Source organism: Albibacillus kandeliae (genome assembly GCF_003116585.1).
Lineage (GTDB): Bacteria > Pseudomonadota > Alphaproteobacteria > Rhodobacterales > Rhodobacteraceae > Albibacillus > Albibacillus kandeliae.
Genome location: NZ_QEHM01000007.1, coordinates 120,984 through 140,050 on the forward strand (window position 1 = coordinate 120,984; position 19,067 = coordinate 140,050).

The following is a 19,067-nucleotide window of genomic DNA, read 5'->3' on the forward strand; positions in this document are numbered from 1 at the left end:
ACGCATCGGCGTCGCCGGGCCGTTTTTTCGGTGGGCCTGCTCAAAAATGAAGCGCAGATGTATGTTTCGCTCTTCTTCCCTCCGCTGAAAGGACCCCAAATGGCCGCGCGCCCCGTCATCATCGACACCGATCCCGGCCAGGACGACGCTTTTGCGATTCTCCTGGCGCTTGCCTCTCCCGAACTCGAAGTGCTGGGTCTGACCACGGTGGCGGGCAACATGGGTCTGGCGCAGACCACCGACAACGCGCGCCGTATCGTCGAACTGGCGGGGCGGGGTGCGGTGCCGGTGCACGCGGGGTCGGCGCGTCCCCTCCTGCGCGCGCCGAGGCCGGTGCCGGAGATCCACGGCAAGATGGGGATCGACGGCTGGGACTGGGCGCCCGCAGAGCGCGGCGCAGAGCCGATGCACGCGGTGGACTACCTCGTCACGACGCTGAACGCGCATCCCGAGAAGGTGACGCTGATCGTTCTGGGGCCGCAGACCAACATCGCGCTCGCCCTGCGCCGCGCGCCGGAGATCGCGGAGCGGATCGAGCGGATCGTGTTCATGGGCGGTGGGTTCTTCGAGGGCGGCAACATGAGCCCCGCTGCGGAGTACAACATCCTCGTCGATCCCGAGGCGGCACGGATCGTGCTGAACGCCGGGATCCCGGTGACGGCGGTGCCGCTGGACTGCACCCATGCCACCCCGGCGCCGGTGAACTGGTCGGCGACGCTGGCGGCGCACGGCAGCGAGGTCATGCGCGCCTGTGCCGGGATGATGGAGTTCTTCGAGCGCTACGGGAACGCCAAGTACGGCACCGCCTCGCGCCCGCTGCATGACGCGGTCGCGGTGGCGGCCCTGCTGTGGCCCGAGCTGTTCACCGGGCGGCAGTGCACGGTCGACGTGGAGTGCGCGGGGGAACTGACCACGGGCATGACCGTGGTGGACTGGCTGCGCCAGACCGGGAAGCCGGACAATTGCCTCTGGCTGAACGGCTGTACGGATCCGGGCGAGGTCTATCGCCGCATGGAAGCGGCGCTGTCCCGGTTGGGCTGAAACCCTCGCTGCTTCGGCCTTGCACAGGGCCGGGGCAGCCCGTCATTTCCCTGCCGCATTTCGGACCTATTCGGTTAAGGTGTTCATGCGGGAATCGATTTTTGCGACGAGTGATTTATACCCCGCCCCTGCACTGTTCCGGGCCTGTTCGTCGGGCGATATCGGGCACAAATGCAGGTTTGACAGGTAGTTACAGAGGCACCATGATCGGCGCCGAATTGGCCAGGGAGTAGACTGCCATGCCGTTGAACGAGGCGCAGCGCAAGTTTATCAAGAAGTACCTTGGCAACAGTTTTTTCACCAAGAAGTCGGACGCCAAGAAGATCTCGGAATACGAAGCATTCCTTGAAACGGAAGCGAAGTTTCTCGAGGTCAACAATCGCGTTCCGCTTGGGTCTGTCGGCAAGGCTGCGGTGATCGAGGATCACCTTGCGGCCCTTGCCTATCGGGACGACGGCAAGTTCAAGCAGGCCAATGCGGCGATCAAGCAGGTCTATACCGCGATCCTGGCGGTGGAGCAGCAGGTCAAGCAGACCCGCGCGGATCTGCTGAAGCGCAGCGCCGGTCTGACACTGGCGGCAGGGGCGACCAAGGCCGAACAGGACTTTCTGGACACGGCGCGCAAGGCGATCACGGATCACCTGAAGGCGGAACTGCCGACACCGGACGATTTCGCCGCGGCGCGGAAGGAGCTGGAGAAGGCCGCCCTGCTGGTTGCCCGGACCGGCAAGCTCAAGGATTTGCACGACCGCAATCCGGCGGCGGCGGCTGCGGCGCACCTCGCGTTCGACTCGATGCGCGCCAAGACCGGCGGCGGGGAGATCACGCCCGAGCGGATTGAAGAGGCCGAGAAGGCAGCCGCGGCGGCGCATGCCGAGGTGGAGGAAGCGGACAAGAAGCTGAAGGAGGCCGAGGCCCTTCCGGTCAACAGCATCGACGAAGCCATCGAGCGGATGAGCCAGATCGTCGATGCGCGGGAGGCCAAGGAGAAGGCCGAGAAGAAAGAGAAGGAAGCCAAGGACCTCGCCAATGCGCTGATCGGGACCCAGATGCTGACCGAACAGCTGGAGTCCGGCCCGCTCTCGGGCAAGGGCGGGGCGCGCAAGATGCCGGATGAGGCGCTGAAGGAGCTGATCGCCGGGTTCGAGAACCACCCGCGTCTGGCTGCCGATGCGGTGGGTATTGCGAATGCCGCGATGGACCCGGTGGCCGTGGCAAAGGGCCTTGCGACGGTTGGCGCGCAGCTCGATTCAGGCTTCAAGTCCGCCAAGGGCGACGCGCCCAAGGACTTCGATGCGCAGGCCTATGCCAAGCAGATCATGGAGATGGGCGGCACCTGCGGCGGTGACTACTTCGACCGCCTGGACGATTACGTCCGGATGGGCGGGCTGGTCGAGGCCTCGCCGCTGCCCGACAGCAAGACCGACGAACTGTCGGCGCGGGGCCAGAAGCGCAGCGTGGCGGCGGCGGCCGGGATGCTGGACGACAAGGGCAAGCTGGCGCTTGGCTCGGACGAGGCCAAGACCGCGATCGGCCACATGCTGTTCCATCCCGACGCGATCGAGAACGCGACGCCCGCGCTGAACAAGCACGTGCTGGAAACCGTCAAGCTGCTGAGCACGGAGCCCGGCAAGAGCAAAGCAGAGACCATCCTGGCCGGGGTGACACCGCCGCCGCCGGGCAAGAGCGGATCGAAGCTGGTGAACTCGGCGCTTGGCAAGACCGGCGACCCGACAGACAACGACGCCCGTCAGGCGGTGCTGGCCGCGATGCTGCAATCGGTGGACCAGGGGCCGGTGGGCTCGTGTTTTGCCACCGCGCCGACCCGGCGCCTGCGCATGAACGATCCGCTGACGGCGATGGAGAAGTACAAGGAGCTGGCCGTCGACGGCACCTTTACCACCGCTGGCGGCACCAAGGTGCCCGCCGTGACGAACCTGCCGCCGGGCGAGGATCCGCTGATCCGCAGTCTGGAATACTCGCTGGCCACTGCCGTCGGCCGCGAGGCAGGCATGGTGGTTCAGCAGGGTCTCAAGCAAGATACGAAAGCTGCCGCGCAAAAGATGAAAGCGGCGACGAAGGCAAAGCTTGGCAAGGACGCAGGCCCCAAAACGGCGAGTTTCCTCGTTGCCATCCGGAACGAGTTCTCGACAGTCTACGATCCAATGGTCAAGAGCGCGAAGGTGGCAAAGGACGGTTCGTCCGACCGTGGCCGATACTTGCTGATCGACTCCGGGGGAAACCAGATCACGACCCGCGACCAGTACAAGGCGCGTGCGGTGCAAGTCGCCCTTAGTTCCACGGGCTACGACAAGGATTCGGAAGAGGGCAAGGCCGTTGTGGCCGCCGTCGAGAACGACTTCATGGCGGAGCTGGACAAGAAGAAGGCGCCGCCCTGGAACCTCGCCTCGGGCGGTTTCTCGGAGGAAACCATGGTTGCCCTGACGCCGGGCGCCACGGGTCTGCGGACCGAGTGTATCGGCGAAGCGGCGAAAGAACCGAGCACCCCGGCGGAGGTCGGCGCACGCACCAAGAGCATTCTGACGGGGCTGCTCGACAAGCTCGGGCCGAATCCCTCCGCCACCGTTGCGGTCGACACCGCGGGCATGCACGATTTCAGCCTGACCGCCGACAGCCCAAGCATGCAGGAGTTCCTCTCCGGCCCGGGTTCGACGGCGCAGAAGATTCAGGACAAGCTGGTCAAGCCCGGTAGCGACCTTGCGAAGAAGGCGCTGACGGTCGAGGAGGCGCAGAAGACGTTCGACGATATCCTGAACCCGGAGATCGCGGAACTGGAGGCGGACTCGGTGAATTCGGGCAAGTCGACGACAGAGCGCAAGAAGGCGGAGACGAAGCTCAAGCAGCTGAAGGCAAATATCGCCACGCATCGCCCGACTGCGCCAGTGACGCCGAAGGATTTGAAAGCGGCTATCGGCTCTGCGGTTAAGGGGGTCTATAGAGCCGAGTATTTCGAGAACAAGCTTCAACGGAAACTTGTGCAGGAGTATTCGGAGCCGCAGATCGTGCTGGCGGATACCAACTGGGGCGATGCGGAGTCGCATACCTTTTTCGTGGTGGCCCCCGACCCGATCTCGGGGGAACCGATGCTCTGGCAGAAGTCTGACCCGCCGGGCAGCATGAGTCAGCTGGGCGGGGATTGGCTGCAGGCGAGCTGGGGCCTGCTGAATTGACAGGGGACGCATGATGGACACACTGGAACTCACGCTGGGAGACGACGGGATCGTCGGGCTGGTGAACGACGAGGAGGTGCTGGAGGATCTCGCGGCCCTGCAGCAACGCGCGCCGGATGCGCCGGCCGAGGACCTTGCAAGGGTCGCCTCGGCTCTTGGCGAACCGGGATACGACGTGATCCTCGATCCGGCCAAGTACGAGGCCCTGACGATGGCGCGCTTCGAGAAGGAGGACCCGGCCATGCCGTGGCAGCCGACTGTCATGCGGATCCGGGACTTTGGCCTGCCGGATTTCTCGGCCATCGAACGGCCCCGTCTGGAAGGGCAGACGCTGGTCTACTTTGCGCGCGATACCCACACCGGGCTGCCCTACCGGGTGACGTTGCCCATCGGGTCGGTCGGCGACGCCAGTTTCGAGCCGATGGCGCTGACGCCTGTTCCGGGCGATCCGGTGCCGGTGCCGGAGTCGATCCGTGAGAGTGCGCTGGGGCCCCGCGCGGGCGACGAGGACAACCTCAAGACAGCGGTGGACGACGAGGACGAGGAGGGCTGATCTAGCCCGCCTTTTTCAGCACTTCGATGGCCTGCACCACGGCCTGCGTGGTGTTTTCGATATGGCTGCGGATCACCGATTGCGCGGTGACCACGTCCTTGTCGAGGGCCGCTTCCATCAGGGCACGGTGCTCGGCATGGATGTCGCGGGTCAGGACCGTGCGCACACGGCTGAGGCGGCGATAGCGTTCATGATGCTTGAACATGCTGGCCCGGGTACGAAGCAGCCATGTGGAGGGGCAGGCGGCGACCAGAGCCTCGTGGAAGGCGTGGTTCAGCCGTTCCCATTCAGCAAGGGCCTGGACACCCTGCGCCGGTCCCGTTTCCAGCCGTTCGAGCCGGTGGAAGGTGGTGATCACCCTTTCTTCCCACGTGCTGTCCCCCTTGGGGATCGACAGGCTCAGCGCCTCGGCCTCGACCAGCTTGCGAAGGTCGCCGATTTCGCGCGCATCCTGCGCGGTGAAGGGGGCGACGATGAAACCGCGCTGCCCGAGGATCTCGACGAGGTGGTCGCCTGCAAGGCGTGACAAGGCCTCGCGCAGGGGGCCCGACCCGATGTCATAGCGGTTGCGCAGCATCTCGATCTTGAGCTTCTGCCCCGGTTCGAGCGCGCCCGAGACGATGTCTTCGCGCAGCAGGCGATAGGCCCGTTCCGCCGTTGTCTTCTCGGTCATTGCCGTCTCCGCGCCGTTCAAGCTGTTCATTCGGTCCCTCCTGTGCCGGATGATAGCCGGTTCTCCGGTCTTGCTCCAGAATTTTCATGTTTTGGTGAATAATGCAAAAATATCAATATTTGTATTGACGATGACAGAATATCGATATTTCTTCCGCCTCGGGAGGACGAGATGGACGAAACACTTCGATCAGATTCGGTGAGGGGCGGGCTGACGCGGATCAGCCGGGCGCTCGCGCGGGCAGAATCCTTCGGCATCGGTGCGCTTATGGTCGGGATCTTTGCGCTCCTCATGCTCAACGTGGTGTCGCGCAGCATCGGCTCGCCGGTGATCTGGGTGGACGAGGCCGCGGTCTACCTGATGATCTGGGCTGCCCTGCTGGGGGCCTCGCTGGCGCTGGCGCGGCGCGAACACCTTGCCGTGACGCTGCTGCCCGACCTGCTGAGCGAACGGGCGCGTGCCGGACTGGCGCTCGCGGTCGATATCCTGCTCTTCGTCTTCTTCATCCTCCTCGCTGCAATCCTCTGGCGCTGGTTCGATCCGGTGACCCTGTGGCGCGCCGGCTCGGTCGCGGACTTCTCGCGCGAGACCTTCAACTTTCTCTACCAGGAGCCGACCGTGACGCTCGGCCTGCGCAAGCTGTGGTTCTGGCTGATACTGCCGGTCTTCTGCTTCAACGGTCTGATCCACAGCCTCGCGCACCTGACCGGTCCCCGGGAGGACATCGCATGATCGCGGCGGGCAGTTTCATCGGGTTTCTTGCGGCGGGTGTGCCGATCTCCTTTGCGCTGATCCTGCTGGCGCTGGTCTATATCGCGGTTACCGGCAACTGGATCCTGTTGCAGTCGTTCCCGCAGCAGTTCTTCGGAGGCATGGAGAACTACGGTTTGCTGGCGCTGCCGCTGTTCATCCTGCTGGGCGAGTTCATGAATGCGGGCGGCATCGGGAGGCGCTTGATGGCGCTGGCGCTGGCCATCCTCGGGCAGCTGCGCGGCGGTCTGGCCTATGTGAACCTCGTGGCCAACATGATGATGGCCTCGATCCTCGGTTCGACCGTGGCGCAGATCACCATCATGTCGCGGATCGCGGTCCCCGAGATGGAGCGCGCGGGCTATCCCAAGGACGTGAGCGTTGCGATCACCGCCGCTGGTGGCCTGCTGGCGCCGATCATTCCGCCGTCGATGATGTTCATCATCTTCGGGGTGATCGCGCAGTTGCCGATCGGTGACCTGTTCATCGCCGGGATCGTGCCGGGCGTCATGATGTTCGTCGGCTTCCTGCTGGTCGTCGCGTGGCTGGGGCGCAAGCACGGCTTCCCGACCACGCCGCCGATGCCGCTGCGCGAACGCATCTTGGCCGTGCGCAACGCATTGCCCGCCGCGCTGATTCCGGTGACCATCGTGGGCACGATCCTGGGTGGTATCGCCACCCCGACCGAGGCTGCGGCAATCGCTTCGGCGGCGGCGGCCTTCATCGGGCTCTTCGTCTACCGCGAAATGACGTGGAAACAGATCCTGCCGGCCTTTGTCAGCGCCGGGCGCGGATCGGCGGTGGTGCTGTTCCTGATCGCCGGGGCGCAGGTGTTCAGCTGGGTGATCACCTTCGAGAACCTGCCGGCGATGGTGGCCGCGTGGATGCAGTCGCTGACCACCAACCCGGTCGCCTTCCTGCTGATGCTGAACGTCATGCTTCTGTTGCTCGGCATGGTGGTTGACCCGATCCCCGCGATCATCCTCGTGGTGCCGGTGTTCCTGCCGGTGGCGATGGGGGTCTACGGGATCGACCCGTTCCAGTTCGGGGTGATCCTCTGCCTTAACCTGACGCTGGGGTTGCTGACCCCGCCGGTCGGCACCGGGCTCTTCGCGGCGGCGCTGATGAGCGGTATCCGCGCCGAACGGATCGCGCGGCTGATCCTGCCGTTCCTGTTCTCGATCGCGCTGGTGCTGGTTCTGCTGGCGGTGTTCCCGTGGCTCTCCACAGCGCTGAAGGATGCCGTCTGATGGCGCGGGTCATGGTTCTGGGCGGCGGGCTGATCGGATGCGGCTGGGCCGCGGCCTTTGCCGGGGCGGGGCACGACACCTGGGTGGTCGACCCCGATCCGGCCACGGCAGAGCGGCTGGCCGGGGTGTGGGAGGCGGCGCGGCCGGTGATGGCGGCGCTGGGGTCCCTGCGTGAGGGGAGCGAGGCGCCGCGCCATGCGCTGCGCGCCGAAGATGCGCCTGCGCCGGAGCTGGTTCAGGAGGCGCTGCCCGAGGATCTCGGGCTGAAGCACCGGGTGCTGGCCGATCTTGAACGCCGGATCGGGGCGTCGGTGCCGGTGGCCTCCTCCTCGTCCGGGTTCACCCCCGGTGCGATTGCGGAGGGCATGGCCCATCCCGAGCGGCTGTTCATCGCGCATCCCTGCAATCCGCCCTACCTGATGCCGACGGTCGAACTGGTGGGGCAGGAGACAACACCGGACCAGATGCTGGCGGATGCAGAGGCGCTCTACGCGGGCATGGGCAAGACCGTGCTGCGCATGGCCAAGCCGATGCAGGGGCATCTCGTGAACCGGTTGCAGTTCGCCCTGTGGCGCGAGGCCGTTCACCTCGTCGCATCCGGCGCCGCGACACTGGCGGACGTGGAGCGTGCGGTCAGCGAGGGGCTGGCGCCGCGCTGGTGCCTGATGGGGCCGGGCGGCGTGTTCCACCTGTCGGGCGGCGCATCCGGCATGGCGGGATACCTCGCGGCCCTCGGTCCCGCGACCGAAGCGATGTGGCGGGATCTCGGGGCTCCGGCCCTGGACGAGGCGACGGGCCGCGCGCTGGAACAGCAGATGAGCGCCGCCGACCCGCGGCCCGTGGCCGAGATTGCCGCGGCGCGCGACCAGGCCCTGCCCGAGGTGATGCGGGCGGTGGCCGAGATCAGATCGAATTCTCATGGAGAGGGAGGAAGACAATGAAACGTTTCTACAAGAGGGCCCTGGGCCCAATCCTGAGCCTGGCCGCGCTGGCCTTGCCGCAGGTGAGCCAGGCCGATGAATACCGGCTGGGCCTGATCACGCCGCCGCCGCACCAGTGGACGGTCTCGGCGATCGAGGCCGCGGCGGAGATCAAGGAGAAGACCGAGGGCCGTGTCGATATCCTGATCTTCCCGTCGGGGCAGCTGGGCAACGAGGCGCAGATGCTGCAGCAGCTGCAGACCGGCGCGCTGGACTTTGCCTTCTTCACGCTGGGCGAGTTTGCCAACCGGAACCCGAACTATGGCATCTTCCTCGCGCCTTACCTCGTCGATGACGTGGCCGGTGCGCGCGAACTGCTGAAGGGGCCGACCGCACAGAAGCTGCTGGACGGCATGGCCGACTTCGGTCTCGTCGGGTTTGGTTGGGGCATGGCCGGGATGCGGATGATCGTGACCGGGCCCGAGGTCAAGACGGTGGAGGACCTGAAGGGTCTGAAGATCCGGACCATCCCGTTTGCGCCCGAGCTGGCGTTCTGGACCAGCCTTGGTGCCGCTCCGACCCCGATGCCGCTGCCCGCACTGTATGATGCCTTTGCCAACGGTCAGGTGGACGGGATGCAGATCGACGTCGAGGGAACCTGGAACACCAAGTACTACGAGCACGCCAAGTCGATCATCATCTCGAACCACATGATGTTCCCGATGGCGGCCATCGGCTCCGGGCGCAAGTGGCAGGGTATCTCCGAGGCTGACCGGGCGGTGATCAGCGAAGTCTTCGCGGCCAAGCTGGACGAGATGGTGGGCAAGTACGGCGAGATCGACGCCAAGTACAAAGCCGATCTGGAGACCACGAATGTTCCGGTGACCACGGTGGGCCGCGACTGGTTCGGCCCGGCCATCGATGCATGGTATGAGGAGTGGCGGACCAAGGCCCCGATGCTGAGCGAGATCGAGGCCGAGGCCGGCCACTAGGAGGAACGGCGCCGGGCCGGCATGTGTCGGCCCGGGCCCGCAGGCGATTGAGGGAGAGAGAGACCATGACTGCACCATTCCGCGACCTTCGTTACCTGCGCCTGCCGGTGCCGAGCCTGGACGCCGCGGCCGAATACGGCAGCGACGTTCTGGGACTGAAGCTGGAGGACCGGACCGACGCCGCGCTCTACTTCCGCTCGGACGCCCGCAATCACGCGCTCTGTTACGTGGACGGCGCGGGCGAGCCCGTGGCCTCGGTTGCCGTGACGGTTGCCACCCGCCCCGAGCTGGACGCGGCCAAAGAGCGGCTGGAGGCGGCAGGGTTCGCAGCCGACTGGCTGGATGCCGAAAGCTGCGCGGCGCGACAGATCAAGGCGGGTGTCACGGCGCCTGCGCCGAATGGCGTGATGGTCGACATCGTGTGGCGCCCGATGACCTCGGGCTGGCCGTTCCACGGGCCGCGTCCCACCGGCATCGTCGGGTTGCAGGCGGTGCAGATGGCCTGCACCGACGTCGCCGCCAATGAACGGTTCTGGACCGAGGGCATCGGCGGCACGGTGTCGGACTGGGCCGGGCAGGCGGCCTTTATCAATATCGACGGGGCGCACCACCGGGTCGCGCTCTACCCCTCCGCGCGCGACGGGGTGCTCGGTATCTCCTTTGGTGTCGAGACCACCGATCACGTGATGCGCAACTGGTACTTCATGCAGGGGCGGCAGCTTCCGGTCGTGCACGGGCCGGGGCGGCAGCCGACCTCGGGCGCCAAGTTCGTGAGCACCCGAGGCGTGGGCGACATCGTCTACACCTATGCCACGCCGATGGGTGCGCCGGAGGCGAACGGTCCGCGCCAGTTCCCGGACGAGGCGCTGAGCCATTGCGCATGGGGCTCGCCCAGCACCATGCCCGAGTTCAACGGAGGAGCCGACAAATGATTGAGTTGAAGGACGTCGTCTATTGCCGCCTCGGCACCACCGACCTCGCGGGGGCGGAATGGTACGCGGTGAACATCCTCGGGCTGGAGATTTCCGGGCGCCGCCCCGGCGCGGTCTACTTCAAGTCCGACGACCGCCAGCACACGCTCTGCTACTTCGAGGGCAACCCGGAGGATCAGACCACCGCGTTCGAAATCGGCTCGGCGGACGATCTGAACCGTGCGGGGGCAACGCTCGACAGCCTTGGCCACGCGGTGCACTACGGCACCCGCGAGGAATGCGAGTTGCGCCACGTGGCGGCGTTCATCGCCTTCAAGGACCCGATGGGCAACCAGATCGAGTTCGTCCTGCGCCCCGATACCTCGGCGCGGGCCTATCACGGCACCCGCGATGCGGGGATCACCGGGTTCAGCCATGTGGGTCTGTGTTCGAACGACCTCGAACGGGACGAGGCGTTCTGGACGCAGGTCTGCAACGCGCGGGTGTCGGACCGGATCGGGGATGCTCCGCTGATGCGGCTGGGAACGATCCACCATTCCATCGCGCTGTTCCCGTTCCACAAGCCGGGGATCCAGCACATCAACCACCAGGTTGCCGGGACGGACGACATCCAGCGCAGCTTCAACTTCGTGCGCGAGAAGCAGCTGACCGTGACCTTCGGGCCGGGCCGGCATCCGACCTCCTCGGCGGAGTTCCTGTATTTCACCGGGCCGGAGGGGATGACCTTTGAATACTCCAGCGGCGTGGCCGAGATCCACGACGAGCCGCTGTGGCGCGACCGCCAGTTCCACTTTGCGCCCAAGGGCTTCTGCCAGTGGGGCGCGGCCCCGAACATTGCCGCGTTCAAGGATTGATGACGATGGAAGAGTTTGCACGCACGACGCGGGTCGCCGCCCGCGCGCTGGGTCGGGCCGGGCTGGTCCATGCCTATGGCCATTGTTCTGCCCGGGTCGATGCCGCGCGTTTCCTCGTCTGCCCGCCGGTGCCGATGGCGCATGTGCAGGTCGGCCAGGACTGTGACGAGGTGCCGGTGCACGGCCCGCTGCCCGAAGGGGTGCTGGGCGAGGTGCGCCTGCACCAGCAGATTTACCGACGCCGTTCCGGCGTGGGCGGCGTGGTGCGCTTCATGGGGCCAGCCATGATGGCACTCGCCGCCCTGGGCCGGGTCCCCGAGATGCGGCACGGGTTCGGAACCTATTTCGCGCCGCGTGTCGGTTACTGGGACGACATTCAGCTGGTGCGCGACGACGCGCGCGCCGTTGGCGTGATCGACGCGATGGGCGAGAGCGCCGGGGTCATCATGCGCGGCAACGGCGCGGTGGTGGCGGGCGAGACGCTTCAGGAGGCCGTGGGCCTTGCCTGGTACCTCGAAGACATGTGCCGGGTCGAACTGGCCGCGCTGTCCTCGGGACTGACGGATCTGCCGGTGGTTCTGCCCGCCGAAGCAGAGGCGCGCGCGACCCGGCAGGGGCGCATTTTCGAACGCATGTGGGATTACCTGAGCTATGGCGACCCTGAGTTGCCCCAGCCGAACCAAGGGACGACAAAGTGACCAAGATACTCAACTTCATCGACGGCCAGTTCACTGCCGGATCCGGCGGCACCTTCGCCAACCACTTCCCGACAACGGGCGAGGTCTTTGCCGAGGTGTCGGCGGCGGGAAAGGATGACGTGGACGCCGCCGTGGGCGCGGCCCGTGCGGCGCTGAAGGGTCCGTGGGGCCGGATGAGCGTGGCGGAACGGGTCGGGTTGCTGCGCAAGCTGGCGGACGGGATCAACGCGCGGTTCGACGAATTCCTCGCGGCCGAGATCCGCGACACCGGCAAGCCACGCAGCATCGCGAGCCACATCGACATTCCGCGCGGCGCGGCCAACTTCAACGTCTTTGCCGACCAGATCCTGACCGCCTCGACCGAGACCTTCGAGATGGCGACGCCCGATGGTGGCGGCGCGCTGAACTATGCGCTGCGCGGGCCGCGCGGGGTGATCGGCGTGGTCTGCCCGTGGAACCTGCCGCTGCTGCTGATGACGTGGAAGGTGGCCCCGGCGCTGGCCTGCGGCAACACGGTGGTGGTGAAACCGTCGGAAGAAACCCCGGCCACCGCAACGCTGCTGGGCGAGGTGATGAACGCCGTCGGCATCCCGCGCGGGGTCTACAACGTTGTTCACGGCTTCGGCCCCGGCGCGGCGGGCGAGTTCCTGACAAGCCATCCCGGTGTCGACGGGATCACCTTTACCGGTGAGACCCGGACCGGCGAGGCGATCATGAAGGCCGCCGCCAACGGGGTGCGCCCGGTCAGCCTCGAACTCGGCGGCAAGAACGCGGGGATCATCTTTGACGACGCGGATCTCGACAAGACGCTGGAAGGGATCGGGCGCGCCTGTTTCGCCAATACCGGGCAGGTCTGCCTTGGCACCGAGCGGCTGTATGTGCAGCGTGGCATCTACGAGCGGATCTGCGAGGGGCTGGCCGAGAAGGCACGCAGCTATCGCATGGGCGACCCGTTCGATGACGCGGTGACCATGGGCACGGTGATTTCGGCTGAACACCGCGCGAAGGTGCTGGGCTACTACGACAAGGCGCGTGCCGGTGGCGCCGAAATTCTCGCCGGGGGCGGGGCGCCCGAGATGCAGGGCTACGAGGGTGGTTACTGGGTCGAGCCGACGGTGTGGACCGGGCTGGAGGAAGATCACCCGGTGGTCACCGACGAGATCTTTGGCCCCTGCACCCATATCCGGCCCTTCGACACCGAGGAGGAGGGCGTCGCGCTGGCCAACAACTCGCCCTATGGGCTGGCGACGACGATCTGGACCACCAACCTGGGCACCGCGCATCGCGTGGCAAGCCAGATTGAGGTGGGCATCACCTGGGTGAACTGCTGGTTCCTGCGCGATCTGCGCACCCCCTTCGGCGGGTCCAAGTCCAGCGGCATCGGCCGCGAGGGCGGGCTGCACTCGCTTGAATTCTATTCCGAACTGCGCAACGTGTGCATCAAGCTCTGAAGGACAAGACATGCTGAGTGATAAGGACCGCCAGGCCTGCGTCGAAGGACTGCTCGAAAGCCACCGCACCAAGGTGCAGGGCCGCCGCCCCTCGGAAATGTTTCCCGATATCGAGATCGCGGACAGCTATGCCATCTCGAGCGCCGTGGCCGAGGCCAAGGTCAAGGCCGGGGCTAAGATCGTGGGCCACAAGATCGGGCTGACCTCGAAGGCGATGCAGGCCTCGTCCAAGATCGACGAGCCCGACTACGGTTACCTGTTCGATGACCTCGTGCTGAGCGACGGGGCGCAGGTGAAGTTCGAGGACTTCTGCGTTCCACGTGTCGAGCCGGAACTGACCTTCATCCTCAAGGAGCCGCTGAAGGGGCCGAACGTGGGGCTGATCGACGTCATGCGGGCGACCGAATGGGTCGTGCCTTCGATCGAGATCATCGACGCCCGGGTGACCGAGCCGCGCAAGATCTACGACACCGTGGCCGACAACGGCGCGGCGGCGGGGATCGTGCTGGGCGGCCGCCCGGTGCGCCCCGAGGATGTCGACCTGCGCTGGGTCGGTGCCGCCTTCTACCGCAACAGCCAGATCGAGGAGACCGGGCTCGCCTGTGGCGTTCTGGGACATCCGGCGATGGCGATTGCGTGGCTGGCGAACAAGCTGGCGCCCTTCGGGACGGTGCTGGAGCCGGGGCACATGATGCTTTCGGGCAGCTTCACCCGGCCGGTCTGGGCTGCTAAAGGTGACACGCTCCACGCGGACTTCGGTCCGCTGGGCTCGGTTGCGGTGCAGTTCGTATGAAGACGCCGGTAAATCAGTTCAAGAAGCGGCTGCTCGCGGGCGAAGACCTCGACGGGCTCTGGATGTCGCTGGGCAGCCCGGTCGCGGCCGAGGCGCTGGGGCTGCTGGGCTTTGATTGGCTGCTGTTCGATACCGAGCATTCGGCGCTGGACCTCGCGCAGGTCCAGCCGCTGCTTCAGGCGGCGTCGGCGGGCGAGTCGAGCCTGGTGATGCGCCCGGCGTGGAACGACAAGGTTCTGATCAAACGGGCGCTGGACATCGGGGCGCAGACCCTGCTGATCCCCTTCGTGCAGACCGCGGAGGAGGCGGCCGCAGCGGTTGCGGCAACGCGCTATCCTCCCGAGGGCATCCGTGGGGTGGCCGGGGCGACGCGGGCCAGCCGGTTCGGTCTTGCCACCGACTACTTCGCGCGGGCCAACAGCGAGATCGGCGTTCTGGTGCAGGTCGAGACGGTCGAGGCGCTCGACCGGCTGGAGGAAATCGCGGCGGTTGAGGGTGTCGATGGCGTCTTCATCGGGCCGTCGGACCTTGCCGCGAGCTTTGGCAAGCTGGGCAGCCCGGGTGACGCGGGTGTGCAGGAGGCGATCGAACTGGCGGCGCAGCGGCTGAAGGCCGTGGGCACCCCGGCGGGGATCCTCGCGACCAACTCTGCCGACGCGCTGCGCTATCGCGGCTGGGGTTTCAGCTTTGTCGCGGGGGCCGTGGATCTCGGGCTGCTGATGCGTTCGGCCGCGCAGGTACTGAAGGACCTTCGCGGCGAGTCCTGAACACATGTTTGCGCGGCTGCCGGATCAGTGCGGCCGCGCGAAGTTCGACGGGCTCTGCCCGATGCGCCGCTTGAACATGGCAGTGAAGGCGCTGGGGCTGGTGTAACCCAGCTCGTAGGCCACGTGGGACACCGGGAAGCCTCGCACCAGCAGGCCGATGGCCGAGAGGATCAGCGCCTGCTGGACCCACTCCGAGTAGGTCACGTTGAATTCGGAGCGGAACAGCCGGGTCATGGTGCGGCTGCTCATGTTGCCATAGCGAGCCATCTCTTCCTTGTTCTGGGCCATCGTCGGGCAGCGCAGCACCCGCTCGCACACCCGGCGCAGACGCGGGTCCGAGGGCATCGGGGTTCCGGTGGCGAGCTTGGGGCTGCGGATCGCCTCCTGATGCAGGAGCAGCAGCAGCGCATCGTGGATCGGCCCGTCGTCGCGGGTGAGCTGGCAGGCGATGACCCGCTTGATCAGCGGCTCCAGCATGTCGGAGGCCTGGAACACCTGGCAGGTGCCGGGCAGATCGCCCCAGCATTCGCGCGCGGCATAGGCCGACATCACGCAGACATGGCCCTGTGCCAGCGGTTGATGCGACATGTGGGCGGGCACCCAGACCGCGTGGCGCGCGGGGACTATCAGGGTCTGGTCGTCGGTCACCAGCGACATCATCCCGTCGCGCACAAAGGTCACCTGCCCCCGGTCGTGGGAATGGCGGGTGGTCTCGAACCCGGCGGGATAGATCGCCTCGATGGCGAAGAAAGGGTCGCTGTCTTCAGCCAGCCGGTCGACCATGGTGCAGGTCTCGGCGATATCACTGCTGTAGTAGCGATGGGTGCCGAAGGCCGTAAGCATGTTCGCATGCAGCTTGGATCGGGTGTCGGGCGCGTCTTTCCGCATTGGGTCGTCCTCGGGTTCGTCTGGCGTCGACGATGCCACGAGACCGGGGTGGGGTGCATTGGAAATCGCCGGCGCGGGCGCAGGTTCAGAGCGCCGCTGCCGGATTCACGGGCAGTAGCGGGCCGATGGCTCTTTCGATCACCGCCCCGGCTTCCAGCAGTCGCCGGTCGCCGTAGCGGTGCGACATGAGCTGCACGCCGATCGGCGCTCCGGGGCGGGTGCCGACCGGAACAGCGAGACCGGGAAGCCCGATGATCGGCGGACCGGCGGCGGGGGCGCTGGCGCGGGCGATCCATTCGCCGTCGGCGTCCTCGGCGATGTCGTAGCCGTCGGGCATGGGTCGGGCCCAGCTGGTCGCGGTCAGGAGGAGCGGGCAGTCGGTGAAGAAGTCCTGCCATTGGCGCAGCAGCGTCGCGCGTTGCGCCAGTGCGCGCAGAAAGTCGTCGCGCCCTGAGAGGTCCGGCAGGTCGTGCGCGAGGATCTCCCATGCGCGGCGCATGCCTGCATCGCCCTGCGCGACGATCCGGGGGCCGAGCCCGGCCCGCATCTCGTTGCCGAGCATCAGCCGCCAGTAGCCGAGCAGGTCGAGCATGGAGGGTGGTGGGGTCTCGACCACGTCGTAGCCCGTGTCGGCGAGGATGGCACCGGCCTGCCGGATCGCGGCGGAAACTTCGGGGGCCACTTCGCTTTCCTCGGTTTCGGCCAGCATGGCGACGCGGCAGGGGGTGTGACCGAGCGGTGCGAAGAGACCCGCAGCCGGGGTCTGGATCGCGTCGCGCGGGTCGGGGGCCGAGAGGGCCAGCATGGCAAGGCGCAGGTCTTCGACCGAGCGGGCCTGCGGGCCGTCCACGTTGGCGAGCTCGGTCACGATGAACCGGCCATTGGTCTCGGTCGGATTGTAGCAGGCAGACAGCCCCACGGAGGGGCGCAGGCCGTAGAGCCCGTTGCAATAGGCGGGATAGCGGATCGAGCCGCCGATGTCGTTGCCGTGGCCGATGGCGCCGATGCCGGTGGCGGTCGCCGCGCCCGCGCCGCCGGAGGAGCCGCCCGGGGTGAGCCCCGGGTCGTGCGGGTTGCGGGTGTGGCCGTGCAGGTCGTTGGCGGTGCAGATCCGCATGGAGAAGCAGGGGGTATTGGTGCGGCCGATGATGATTGCCCCTGCGGCTTTCAGGTTGCGCACCACCGATCCGTCCTCGGGGGCGATGTTGTCGCGCAGGGCGACGACGCCGTTGGTGGTGGCGCGCCCGCCGTAATCGACGTTGATCTTGACGGTTACGGGCACCCCGTGGAGCGGGCCGAGCGGCAGGCCCGCGCGCTGTGCCGCGTCGGCGGCGCGGGCGACCGCAAGAGCCTCTTCGGGGAGGGGATCGACGACAGCGTTGATCGCGGGGTTCACCGCTTCGATCCGGCGCAGGGCCGACTCGATGGCCTCGACCGCGCTGATGTGGCCCTCGCGGATGGCCCGCGCGAGCGCCTCCGCCGTCAGGTTGAACGGTTCCGACACCTGTTGCCCCGATCTGAGTGGAGAGGAGGAAGGCGCGGGCCGCCCGAAAGCTGCCCGCGCCGGGGAGTCGCTCAGGCGAAGTGGGCCCGGGCGAAGTTCGCGTTCACGCCGTTGGCGGAAACGATAAGGTCCTTCAGCTGGTCGCTGTAGATTGTCGCGTAGCGCTGCTCGGTCATCCAGAGCACCGGCAGTTCCTCTGCCAGGATGGTCTGGAGCTGGGTGTAGAGCTCCTGCCGCCGGGCGTCGTTGGTTTCCTGCGAGGCTTCGGTGAAGAGGCGATCTACCTCGGGGTTCTCGTAGCCCTGGGTGTTGGTGAAGAGCACGCCCTTGCGGATGTTCGTGCTGACATAGCTGCGCGATACGCCAAGCGCCGGGTCGCCGTACTGGAAGATCATGTTGGTGGAGACCTCGTAATCCCAGTTGGCGACGCTGGTGCCCCAGCCGGCCACATCGGTCGAGTCGAGGATCACCTCGATCCCGCCCGCGCTCATCGCCTGCCGGAAGTACTCGGCGAGGCGGGTCCAGATCTCGCCGTAGGGTGCGACGAGGAAGCGGATGGTCGTGCGGATGCCGTTCTCGCCCCGGGTCATGCCCATCTCGTCCAGGATCGCGTTGGCGGCGTCCACGTCGAAGTCGTACTGCGGGATCTGCGGATCGTAGTACTTGGTCGTCGAGGCGACCGGGCCGGTGGCGGGCGCGGCGAGGCCGAACATGATGCGTTCGACGATGAAGTCCTTGTCGAGTAGGTGCATCATCGCCTTGCGGAAGCGCAGGTCGTTGAAGGGCGCTTTGCGCAGGTTGACCTCGTACCAGAGCACCGGCGAGTAGAATTCGTAGCCCTTGGTGGTCATCTCGAGGCCCGGCATGGCGGCGAGCCGTGCGACGTCGAAGGTCTCGATATCGCCCCATTGAGCAAGCTGCACGCTGCCGGTCTCGATCGCGACCGAACGGGAGGCCGCATCGGGGATGATCTGGTACCAGATCTCGGTCAGGCCGGGCTGCCCCTCGCGGTAGTAGTCCTCGAAGGCGACAAGGTGGATGTGCTGGCCGCGCTGCCATTCCGAGAACTTGAACGGGCCGGTGCCGACGGGCGTGTCGTTGGCCGGGGCGTTGCGGAAGTCGGTGCCCTCGTAGAGGTGCTTTGGCATCATCGGTGAGGAGGAGGATTCAAAGCACAGCAGGAACGGCGCAAAGGGCGCGTCCAGCCGGAACTCGACCGTGTGGTCGTCAAGCGCGGTGATGCTCTCGCAATGGCTGAAGTAGTCCCGCGCCAGCGGGTGTACGGCGGGCAGAAGTTCGGTGCAGGTAAAGACGACGTCGGCGGCGGTGAACGGCTCGCCGTCGTGCCACTTGGCGTTCTTTACCAGCTTGAAGGTGTAGGTCAGCCCGTCCTCGGAGATCGACCATTCCTCGGCCAGCTGCGGCTTGGGGTTCAGGTCGAGATCGAAGTCCAGCAGGCTTTCGTAGATCTTGCCGGCAACCTGCATGGTCGGAAGCTGCTGGTTGAGGGCGAGGACAAGGATCGGCGGCTCGGGCTGGACGATCGAGGTCAGCCCGCCGGTGGGGGTAGCGGCATAGGCCAGGCCGTCGCCCATCACGCCGGTACCGGCGGCGAGGGCCGTCGAGGCGGTTCCGAGCAGCAGTTTGTGAAAATCGCGTCTTTTCATGGGACTCTTCCTGTCGGGTTGTTTCCGGTGCGGGCCGGTTGCGCTGTTTGTCCGCAGTGACGCTCCAGACTTATGCCAGCGGCCCGAGGCGTGGTTTCGCGAAACGGACAGGGAATATCGTGATGCGGCCACGCGGGGCGCGG

Annotated in this window: 17 protein-coding genes; 13 read left to right on the top strand and 4 right to left on the bottom strand. The window is 66.5% G+C overall.

Translation table 11 applies throughout. The features are described 5' to 3' along the window. Positions 1–99: 99 nt before the first annotated feature. The 3 genes from DDT93_RS16445 to DDT93_RS16455 all read left to right on the top strand — a co-directional run bounded on the left by DDT93_RS16445 (position 100) and on the right by DDT93_RS16455 (position 4,785). On the top strand, positions 100–1,041 hold the full coding sequence (locus DDT93_RS16445; RefSeq protein WP_109466960.1) for a nucleoside hydrolase: 942 nt from the start codon (positions 100–102) through the stop codon (positions 1,039–1,041). Between the two features lie 239 nt (positions 1,042–1,280). Then, positions 1,281–4,232, top strand: coding sequence for a hypothetical protein (locus tag DDT93_RS16450; RefSeq protein WP_109466961.1), 2,952 nt, complete (start codon positions 1,281–1,283; stop codon positions 4,230–4,232). 13 nt (positions 4,233–4,245) lie between these two features. Further along, positions 4,246–4,785 carry a hypothetical protein gene (locus DDT93_RS16455; protein WP_157960200.1) on the top strand — a complete coding sequence of 180 codons (540 nt, stop codon included), beginning with the start codon at positions 4,246–4,248 and terminating at the stop codon, positions 4,783–4,785. 1 nt (position 4,786) lies between these two features. Here the strand turns inward: DDT93_RS16455 and DDT93_RS16460 are convergent, their stop codons facing one another. After that, on the bottom strand, positions 4,787–5,458 hold the full coding sequence (locus tag DDT93_RS16460; protein ID WP_109467211.1) for a GntR family transcriptional regulator: 672 nt from the start codon (positions 5,456–5,458) through the stop codon (positions 4,787–4,789). Positions 5,459–5,629: 171 nt separating this feature from the next. Between DDT93_RS16460 and DDT93_RS16465 the strand changes: the two genes are divergently transcribed. The 10 genes from DDT93_RS16465 to DDT93_RS16510 all read left to right on the top strand — a co-directional run bounded on the left by DDT93_RS16465 (position 5,630) and on the right by DDT93_RS16510 (position 14,865). Then, positions 5,630–6,190 carry a TRAP transporter small permease gene (locus DDT93_RS16465; RefSeq protein WP_109466963.1) on the top strand — a complete coding sequence of 187 codons (561 nt, stop codon included), beginning with the start codon at positions 5,630–5,632 and terminating at the stop codon, positions 6,188–6,190. Beyond that, the gene (locus tag DDT93_RS16470; protein ID WP_109466964.1) at positions 6,187–7,458 is read left to right on the top strand and encodes a TRAP transporter large permease; all 1,272 of its coding nucleotides are present in this window, start codon (positions 6,187–6,189) and stop codon (positions 7,456–7,458) included. Before DDT93_RS16465 ends, DDT93_RS16470 begins: the two co-directional genes overlap by 4 nt. Then, positions 7,458–8,399 carry a 3-hydroxyacyl-CoA dehydrogenase NAD-binding domain-containing protein gene (locus tag DDT93_RS16475; protein WP_109466965.1) on the top strand — a complete coding sequence of 314 codons (942 nt, stop codon included), beginning with the start codon at positions 7,458–7,460 and terminating at the stop codon, positions 8,397–8,399. Before DDT93_RS16470 ends, DDT93_RS16475 begins: the two co-directional genes overlap by 1 nt. After that, positions 8,396–9,370, top strand: a complete 975-nt coding sequence (locus DDT93_RS16480; protein WP_109466966.1) for a TRAP transporter substrate-binding protein — start codon at positions 8,396–8,398, stop codon at positions 9,368–9,370. Before DDT93_RS16475 ends, DDT93_RS16480 begins: the two co-directional genes overlap by 4 nt. A 65-nt stretch (positions 9,371–9,435) precedes the next feature. Continuing rightward, complete coding sequence (locus tag DDT93_RS16485) at positions 9,436–10,302, top strand: VOC family protein (protein WP_109466967.1); 867 nt, start codon at positions 9,436–9,438, stop codon at positions 10,300–10,302. After that, positions 10,299–11,156 carry a VOC family protein gene (locus DDT93_RS16490; protein ID WP_109466968.1) on the top strand — a complete coding sequence of 286 codons (858 nt, stop codon included), beginning with the start codon at positions 10,299–10,301 and terminating at the stop codon, positions 11,154–11,156. Before DDT93_RS16485 ends, DDT93_RS16490 begins: the two co-directional genes overlap by 4 nt. A 5-nt stretch (positions 11,157–11,161) precedes the next feature. Next, positions 11,162–11,854 (top strand): class II aldolase/adducin family protein, encoded by a 693-nt coding sequence (locus DDT93_RS16495; RefSeq protein ID WP_232825482.1) that lies wholly within the window; start codon positions 11,162–11,164, stop codon positions 11,852–11,854. Then, positions 11,851–13,305, top strand: a complete 1,455-nt coding sequence (locus tag DDT93_RS16500) for a 2-hydroxymuconic semialdehyde dehydrogenase (protein WP_109466970.1) — start codon at positions 11,851–11,853, stop codon at positions 13,303–13,305. The genes DDT93_RS16495 and DDT93_RS16500 overlap by 4 nt, the downstream gene beginning before the upstream one ends. A 10-nt stretch (positions 13,306–13,315) precedes the next feature. Beyond that, on the top strand, positions 13,316–14,098 hold the full coding sequence (locus DDT93_RS16505) for an FAA hydrolase family protein (RefSeq protein WP_109466971.1): 783 nt from the start codon (positions 13,316–13,318) through the stop codon (positions 14,096–14,098). After that, entirely contained in the window at positions 14,095–14,865 is a 771-nt protein-coding gene (locus DDT93_RS16510) for an HpcH/HpaI aldolase family protein (RefSeq protein WP_109466972.1), read from the top strand. Before DDT93_RS16505 ends, DDT93_RS16510 begins: the two co-directional genes overlap by 4 nt. A 24-nt stretch (positions 14,866–14,889) precedes the next feature. Here the strand turns inward: DDT93_RS16510 and DDT93_RS16515 are convergent, their stop codons facing one another. From DDT93_RS16515 to DDT93_RS16525, 3 genes are all read right to left on the bottom strand, one after another. Further along, on the bottom strand, positions 14,890–15,753 hold the full coding sequence (locus DDT93_RS16515) for an AraC family transcriptional regulator (protein WP_109466973.1): 864 nt from the start codon (positions 15,751–15,753) through the stop codon (positions 14,890–14,892). 85 nt (positions 15,754–15,838) lie between these two features. Beyond that, the gene (locus DDT93_RS16520; RefSeq protein ID WP_109466974.1) at positions 15,839–17,257 is read right to left on the bottom strand and encodes an amidase; all 1,419 of its coding nucleotides are present in this window, start codon (positions 17,255–17,257) and stop codon (positions 15,839–15,841) included. Positions 17,258–17,328: 71 nt separating this feature from the next. Continuing rightward, positions 17,329–18,924 (bottom strand): ABC transporter substrate-binding protein, encoded by a 1,596-nt coding sequence (locus DDT93_RS16525; RefSeq protein ID WP_109466975.1) that lies wholly within the window; start codon positions 18,922–18,924, stop codon positions 17,329–17,331. Positions 18,925–19,067: the final 143 nt, after the last annotated feature.